General features: G+C 67.9%; 7 protein-coding genes and 1 tRNA gene. 1 reads left to right on the top strand and 7 read right to left on the bottom strand.

Annotated features, from left to right (window positions below):
* From E3T22_RS01295 to E3T22_RS01275, 5 genes are all read right to left on the bottom strand, one after another.
* Positions 1 to 1,540: cadherin-like domain-containing protein (locus E3T22_RS01295; RefSeq protein WP_166789244.1), on the bottom strand; the 1,540-nt coding region annotated here is incomplete at its 3' end.
* 3 nt (positions 1,541 to 1,543) lie between these two features.
* Entirely contained in the window at positions 1,544 to 2,269 is a 726-nt protein-coding gene (locus E3T22_RS01290; protein WP_240632198.1) for a hypothetical protein, read from the bottom strand.
* The gene (locus tag E3T22_RS01285; RefSeq protein ID WP_134479820.1) at positions 2,253 to 3,968 is read right to left on the bottom strand and encodes a serine/threonine-protein kinase; all 1,716 of its coding nucleotides are present in this window, start codon (positions 3,966 to 3,968) and stop codon (positions 2,253 to 2,255) included. The genes E3T22_RS01290 and E3T22_RS01285 overlap by 17 nt, the downstream gene beginning before the upstream one ends.
* The gene (locus E3T22_RS01280; protein ID WP_134479818.1) at positions 3,968 to 5,347 is read right to left on the bottom strand and encodes an FHA domain-containing protein; all 1,380 of its coding nucleotides are present in this window, start codon (positions 5,345 to 5,347) and stop codon (positions 3,968 to 3,970) included. Before E3T22_RS01280 ends, E3T22_RS01285 begins: the two co-directional genes overlap by 1 nt.
* Before the next feature lie 21 nt (positions 5,348 to 5,368).
* On the bottom strand, positions 5,369 to 6,250 hold the full coding sequence (locus E3T22_RS01275) for a PP2C family serine/threonine-protein phosphatase (RefSeq protein WP_103460412.1): 882 nt from the start codon (positions 6,248 to 6,250) through the stop codon (positions 5,369 to 5,371).
* Between the two features lie 199 nt (positions 6,251 to 6,449).
* On the opposite strand from E3T22_RS01275, the gene E3T22_RS18940 reads away from it, so the two are divergent.
* The gene (locus tag E3T22_RS18940) at positions 6,450 to 6,743 is read left to right on the top strand and encodes a 2TM domain-containing protein (RefSeq protein ID WP_165787985.1); all 294 of its coding nucleotides are present in this window, start codon (positions 6,450 to 6,452) and stop codon (positions 6,741 to 6,743) included.
* Between the two features lie 77 nt (positions 6,744 to 6,820).
* Here E3T22_RS18940 and E3T22_RS01265 read toward each other — a convergent pair whose 3' ends face one another.
* Positions 6,821 to 7,204, bottom strand: a complete 384-nt coding sequence (locus tag E3T22_RS01265) for a hypothetical protein (protein WP_174776215.1) — start codon at positions 7,202 to 7,204, stop codon at positions 6,821 to 6,823.
* 39 nt (positions 7,205 to 7,243) lie between these two features.
* A tRNA-Glu gene (locus E3T22_RS01260) sits at positions 7,244 to 7,319 on the bottom strand.
* Positions 7,320 to 7,415 lie beyond the last annotated feature (96 nt).

The following is a 7,415-nucleotide window of genomic DNA, read 5'->3' as shown; positions in this document are numbered from 1 at the left end:
TGACCAGCTGGCCCTGCTCCACGCTGATGGCGCCGGCCCGGTTCGACACCGGGGCCAGGTTCTCCCCCAACGGACGCATGGTCACGTTCACCTGCGCCTCGGCGACGGCGCCGCGACCATCGGCCACCGTGTACCGGAACGACACCGTGCCGGCCGCATCCTCGGCGGGAGTGAACTGCACGGCCCGGCCACCGTCGATGTAATCCAGGCTGCCCTGCGACGGGGAGAACCCGCTGATGTTGGTGACCGTGAGCACGTCACCGTCGGGGTCGGTGTCGTTCTCCAACACCGGCAACACCGTGGTCTTGCCCGGCCGCACCCCGTATGCATCGTCGCGCGCCAACGGGGCTCGGTTCACATCGGTGCGCTCAGCGATGGTGTCTTCGAAGGACTGTTGGGCGGCTTTTTCGGTGCCGTCCTCAGCGTCCGATTCCTCGGGCGGGGTGACCTCTTCCCAGTTCTCGACCAGGCGCATGTTCGAATCCACCAGCCACACGTTGCCATTGGAGAGGTTGTTCAACGCGATCACATCACGGTTGACCCTGAATTCAAGCACCGACCCCTGGGTGGGCTGCTGGATCGTCTCCCGCATTACCTCGGAGCCGTCGCAGTCGGCGAGGTAACGCTGGGCACCCGACCAGGCCGCGTGCGCGCACCCGTTCAACCACACCGGCGCCGACACCGATTTCGGATCGGTCACCGCGGCATCCAGCTTCGCGTCGACCGTGACGATGTCGCCGCCGTTCAGAGGCACCCTCAGCAGCGCCTTCGTGGTCGCCACCAGTACCACGTCGTTCTCGGCCCCGGTCTGCTGCAACTTCAGAGCAGTCTGGGGAACCTCAATGCTCTCACCGTCGACAACGAGCCGATGGTTCTCCGTGTCCAGCAGAACGGCGGTGTCCCCCACTGCCGCAATCTGGAACTCGCCCAGCTTCGGCAGGCCACTCGCTACCGGTTGGGCCGTGTCTTCGGAGGACGGGTCGTAGCTGAAAAGGCTCTTTTCGGTCGATGATGCTCCGAAGACCACGCCGTCCTGCGAAACGGCGATGTGACCGCCCGCGCCGAGCTCCATCACCGGGTCGGTGGTTTTGGGGTCGAAGCTCAGTTCGCCGGCGGCGTTGAGTACCCACACGTCACCGGAGGGGGCCATCACGGCGATCGAGTCGCCGCCGTGGAGCACCTCGGAGCCGGGCGTCACGTCGACACGTTCGCCAAGGGTGGTGAAGGCGGGGTCGATACGTTCGATCGAGCCCACACTGCTATCGATGAGGAAGACGTCATCGCCGTTCTGCAACACGTCGAAGGCGCTGGACGCGGCGTTGACCGAGGCGTTGAGCTCTTCGATCTGCCGGTTCAACCGGCCGGCCAGCAGCTGCTTGCCGTTGGTGACCCACACATCACGGGCCGAGAGGTCGACATCCGTCACCGGGAAACCCTCGTGCAGCACCGCGAACGACAGCGGCACGCCGGCCATCACCGACAGGGCCACTACCGAAGCCGACATCTTGCGGCCGCGCAACCACGAACTCAGGGTCCCCACCGGTCACTCCCCCTCGGCCGCCCGGTCGAGCAGGACAACATCGTCCAGACTCACCAGCCGGGTGGCGACGGCGTACTCCACCAGTCGAGCCCGCCGATTGGTGGCCAGATGGCCGGTACCGCCGCGAAGCCCGGCGACGCCGAGCTTGTCGAGTTTGCTGCAGACATTGTCGAGCTTGCGGTTGAACGTGGTCATACTCCAGCCCAGCCGTGCCGCGGCCTCCGCCGAGCTGGGAATGGCGCCCCGCCCGGGCACAGCCTGGGTGAGGATGCTCTCGGACAGGGCCACGATCAGCAGGCGCTGACTCGTCGTGAGGGTCACGGGCAGGATGGTGGTGGTACCGCCCTCGTGCGAGGCCGACAGCGAGGTGTTGTAGAAGTCGGACTCGGCGTGGATGGTGAAGTCGTAGGTGGACGAGCCGGCGCTGAACATCACGTGCATGGTCTGGAAGACGATGGGCAGTTTGGCACCGGGCGCCAGCCAGGCCTGCACCGTGCCGGTGGTGTCCGACACCGTCGCAGACAAGAGGTTGCCCACGTTCGCGATCCACCACATTCCGTAGTCCTCGTAGAGCCGCAGGAAGGTGCGGTGCAGATACGGATTGTCGTCGATGGTGAGGTCGGACTCGCGCCCGATCGAGAAGTCCGCTCCGGGCTCCACCCCGTACCACTCGCCGCAGAATTCAATCCGCAGCGGCTGCACCGGCGTGATTTCAGCGGTTGCAGGCACGGTTGGCCTCCGAAATCTTGCCGTCGGTGCGTTGCAGGTAGATGTCCACGCAGACCGTGCTGCCGGGCACGACGCCGTCAACGGTGATGTCGGCGACAGTGCTGAGCTTGGGCTGGTTGGGGGTTTCGGCGCGAGCCCACCTGTAAACGTCGCCGTCCAACGGGGACGGGTTGCTGACCGTGAAGGTGACCTGACTGCCGTCTTCGGAGGTCGCGGTGCCCTCGAGGACCGGCGCCGGCACTCCGGCGGCCGAATTCACGCTGTCCGGTTTGGCCGGTACCGGAGAGGCGCTGGGGGTGAGGGCGGAGTTGTCGATGCCGGTGAGGGTGACCGCGGCGACCACGGCGCCGATCAGGAGCACGGCCGCGGCCATGGACCCGATCATCACCAGGCGGCGACGGCCGGATGCGTTCTCTATCGGGGCATCGTCGGCGGCGGCGGGCGCTGAGGCGGGTTCCTGTGCTCGTACCGAGTCGCGGGGGCGTACGACGGTGGCTTCCTTGGCCGGGCTGGGGGTGCCGGGGGCGGGCGTGCCGGCGTCGGCGCTCCTGGCGGGAGCGCTGCCGGATGGGGCGCTGCCCGGTTCGATCACCCGGGCGCCGCGCACGCGTGTCGCGTCCGCCTGATCCGGTTCGGCGTGCGGCGCTGCGGGCGTCGCCGGGGCGGCCCGGGCCGGAGCCGGGGCCTGCGCGGCGATTGACACCACGGAACGCGCCCGGGTCTCGTCGTCGCCGGCCGGCGCATCCGGTTTGCCGTGCTCGGTGCCCGCGATGGTGGGGATGTCGATACCCGTTGGCGCGTAACCGAGTTCGAGCTCCACCCGCTGGAGGGCGCGAGCGAAGTCCACGGCGGTGGCGAACCTGTCGTCGCGCCGGGTGGCCATGGCCTTGGCCAGTACGGCCACGAGCGAGCGCGGCACATCGTCACGGCCGATGGGGGTGATGGCACCGCGTTCGATGCGACCGATCAGATCGAGGGTGCCGTTGGACCGCCCGTGGATCTCGAACGGCGTCTGTCCGGCCAGGAGGGTGTGGATGGTGGCGGCCAGCGAGAAGACGTCGCTGCGCACGTCGGGCCGCGGGTCGTCCTCGAACATCTCCGGCGGCGACCAGGGCACACTCATGCCGACCGACTGGCTTTCTCCGGCGCCGGTGGACTCCGACCCGGCCGGGCGGTGGTTACCGGTGCTGGTTTGCACGGGCAGTTCCTCGTCGAGGCTCGACGAGATGCCGAAGTCGGTGAGGGCGGGCCAGCCGAAGTCGTTGGTGAGAACGTTGGCCGGTTTGATGTCGCGGTGCAGGATGCCGGCCGAATGGGCGGTCGCGATCGCGCCGGCCAGGCGCACTCCGGTGCGCAGGGCGTCCTCGACCCCGAATTTCTGGCGCTTGTAACGTTCGGCCAAGCTCGGGCCCGAGCAATGCTCCATCACGAAGTACGGCCGGCCATCGCCCGCGACATCGGCGTGGTAAATCGTGACGATGTACGGATGGGTCGACAGTTGCGCCATCAGGTTGGCTTCGTCGACGAACTGCGCCTGGGTGGAGGGGTTCAGCTGTTCGGTGAGCAGGACCTTCACTGCGACCCGGCGCCGGGGCAGGCGCTGCTGGTAGAGGAACACGTCGGAGAAGCCGCCGGAGCCGAGGACGGAGACATATTCGTAGCCGGGCAGTTCCGGGGCGACGGAAGGTGCGCGGCGCATCACTCCTGGCCGACCGTGAGGGTGATGCCGCTACCGAGGTCGATGACGGTGCCCACGATGACCGCGGTGGGTTCGCCCTGGCGCAACTTCTGGGCCGGCTTGCCCGGCAGCACGACCAGGGTGCCGTTGCGGGAATGCAGGTCGGTGACGACGACGGTGTCGCCCTCGACGGTGAAGTGCACGTGGTTGCGCGACACATCCTGGTCGGCACCGCCCAGGCTCACCAGTTTGGGCACGAGGCCACCGGAGATCTTGCTGACGCTCGGCGCCCGACCCACCCGGATCGGCTGGCTGAGCGGTTCCCGCACCCCGCTGGGCAGCAGCAGGTAGAGCCGAGGAGCGACGGCGGCTGGTTCGGCGGCGATACGGCGACGCGAAGCGCGCATCCTCTGGATGTCACCGCTCATCACGGTGTGGCCGTCGTGGTCGCCTGGCAGGTCGCCGTCGAGCTCGTCGCCGTCGAGCTCGTCGTCGTCCGGGTCGTCGTCGTCCGGGTCGGTGTCGTCCGGGTCGGTGTCGGAGGGCGCGACAACTGCCGGCGCGACGGGCTCGTCGTCATCGGCCTCGGCCTCGGCTTCAGGCCGCACGGCCGCCTGCTCGACACCGCGCATCACGGTCGCACCGAACAAATGGTCGTAGCCGCCGGCGGGGTCGGCGTCGGGCTCTGGGGCGGGCTCGGCGGGCGGTGCGTTGGCAGGCTCCGCCGCCGGGATGTCGGAGATGGTCTGCTCGCTGGCCGGTTCGGCGATCGGGCGGGCCGGCGGCAGCGGTGCAGGTGCGGTCTTCGGCGCTGCCGGCGGCGGCACGATCTGCGCGGTCGGTTGCACTCGAACGGGCTCGACTCGAGTCGGCTCGGCCCGAGTCGGCGACGCCGCACTGGCGCCGTCGACGGCCAGGCGCAGGCGACGGGTGCGCACCATGCCCGCCCGGAGGGGAAGGCCGGCCCCGAGTGGCAGGGCGGCGAGGTCATCCGTGCCGATCGGGTCGGCATCCGCAACAACGGGCACAGCGGTCACCGAGAGAGCGGTGACGTCCGCTACGGAGCGCTCCACCCAGGTTGAGATGCCCAGGCCGCCGATCGACAGGTCACCGTCGGCCGTGGTCAGAACGACCTCGACTTCTCCTCGCACGAAGACCCGTACCGTCGCCGGCACGGAGTCATCCCAGGTGAGAAGAGCGAACGGCGGGGTCTTGGACAGGCCACCGGCGGTGAGTTCGTCGAGCACGGCGCGGGCACCCTGCTCGCTCGACCCGGCACCGACCAGGCTCGCCCAGACGCGGGCGCCGGCGGCGGAATCGGCGGCGGGCAGGAGCACCAGACGGTCCCCCGTCGCTGCCGCCAGCCATCCGCCCCGGTTGTCGTCGTCGTACGAAAGCACAGATCCCCCCATTGCCGTTCTTCAGTCCGGATTCGTGTTGCGTGGCCGCGTATCTTCAAGATTCTGGTGCAACCCCGCCGGGCTTTCGCGGGTCACATCGTTGTCCGGGCCGGGATCACCCCATGTCGACTCGACGATGACGACGGTGACGTTGTCCCGGCCGCCCTTGGCCAGCGCAGCGGCGACGAGCACGTCGGCCAGTGATCCGAGGTCCTCGGGAACGGCGTGCGAGGCCAGCAGCTCCGCGATCTCGACGACCGACAGTTCCTTGGTGAGACCGTCGGAGCAGAGCAGGAAGGTGTGGCGTCCGGTCGCGGGCAACAGCCAGACATCCGCGTCGACGAATTCGTCGGCCCCGATGGCGCGGGTGATGACGTTGCGGTCCGGGTGTCTCTCGGCATCCATCGCCTTGATCAAGCCTGCGTCCACCATCTCCTGAACCGCGGAGTGGTCGACGCTGAGCTGCTCGAGGGTACGACCATCCCAGGTGTAGATACGGGAGTCACCGATATTGAACGCCATCCAGTGAAAGCCGACGTCGTCGCCGGCATCGACGAACGCGACGCCGGTGAGGGTCGTGCCGGACACTGCGGTACCGAAGTCGTCAGCAGCGCTGAGGTCGCGCACCGCGTCGTTCGACGAGTGGATCGCGTCGAGGATCCGCTCGGGGGTCGAGGGCACGCCCTGTTCGATGTGGTCGTCGAAGACCCGGATGACGGTCTGGCTGGCGGCGTCACCGTGCGCGTGACCACCCATGCCGTCGGCGACAAAGAACACCGGTGACTGGGCCAGATAGCTGTCCTCGTTGACCTTGCGCACCCGTCCGACGTCGCTGCCGGCACTGAAGCTGAAGTGCACGCTCGAGTCGCCGAGGGTGATCGCACTCTCGCCGTTGACTGCCATGTGCACTCCGAAAAAATCCGTCCGGCTCCGATTCGGAGCGCTTCCGCCCTGTTCGGGGGAAGTCGAGGTACCACCGTACCAATACCCTGGGCTTGTTCAGACGCACTCTGACCGGGAAATACGGGCGTCGCACTCCCCTCCGGCCACCTCGGCCGGTCGGGGGATGGTCGCGGCACCGTACCGGCGATACCCTCGCGGTATGAACAACGAAGAACTCCGCAAACTCGCGACGAAGCGGCTCAAGGCGCGCCGTGACTTCTGGAACTATTGCGGCGTCTGGCTCGGGGTTTCTCTCATCGTCATCGCCGTGTGGTTGTTGACGGATCCGGGCGGGTATTTCTGGCCGATCTGGCCGATCGGCGGCATGGGCATCGCCGCCTTCTTCATCGGCCTCGACGCCTTCGGACCCAACCGGGGCATCATCACCGAAGACGCCATTGACGACGAAGTCGCCCGAATCACCCGCGGCAACCAGCGCGGCGCCGCCAAGTAGCCTGCGGCCGGCTGCGGGCAGAACAGAACCGGCCACCCCGAGGGGCGGCCGGCCAGGTACTTCTGCGTGTTGACTGGCTAGATCAGCCAGGTGTACTTCTTCACGATCGGCAGTGCCTTCCAGGTCTTGCCGAAGCCCCAGGTGTCGCCGGCCGCGAAGACGGCGACGACGATCAGAGCCAGCGCGTAGATGATGTGGTAGTCCACCAGCGGGTTGGTCGAGGCCGCGCCGGCGGCGAAGGGCCACTCGGCCAGGAACATGAAGACCATGATGAGGCTGCCGGCAACGGCGCTGACCCGCAGACCCACACCGAGCATGACGGCGAGTCCCACGGCGATCATGCCGAGCATGAAGAGGAAGTCCACCAGCGGGCTGGCGATTCCGACGAAGAAGGGCTGCAGCGGCCCGGTGACGCCGGGGCTGTTCAGGAAGCCCTGCGCCGGGGTTCCACCGTTGAACAAAAAATGCCCGGCCTCCTTCGTGAGAAGGAGGCCGGGCGTTGGTGACCCCAACCGGATTCGAACCGGTGTTACCGCCGTGAGAGGGCGGTGTCCTAGGCCGCTAAACGATGGGGCCGTTTTTGCAACTTCACGAGTATGCCACAGCCTGGTTACCGAGTTCAAATCGAGCGCGTCGTCCGCGCGTCGTGCGGGGTGCGGGTGCGGGTGCGGG

Source organism: Cryobacterium sp. TMB3-10 (genome assembly GCF_004402305.1).
GTDB lineage: Bacteria > Actinomycetota > Actinomycetes > Actinomycetales > Microbacteriaceae > Cryobacterium > Cryobacterium zongtaii.
Note: the sequence above shows the minus strand (reverse complement) of the source record. Positions and strands in the feature narration are given on the sequence as shown.

Excerpts from the sequence above, each read along its gene's own strand:
- E3T22_RS01275 (WP_103460412.1), bottom strand. The coding sequence starts at position 6,250 with ATGGCAGTCAACGGCGAGAGTGCGATCACCCTCGGCGACTCGAGCGTG.
- E3T22_RS18940 (WP_165787985.1), top strand. The coding sequence starts at position 6,450 with ATGAACAACGAAGAACTCCGCAAACTCGCGACGAAGCGGCTCAAGGCG.
- E3T22_RS01285 (WP_134479820.1), bottom strand. The coding sequence starts at position 3,968 with ATGCGCCGCGCACCTTCCGTCGCCCCGGAACTGCCCGGCTACGAATAT.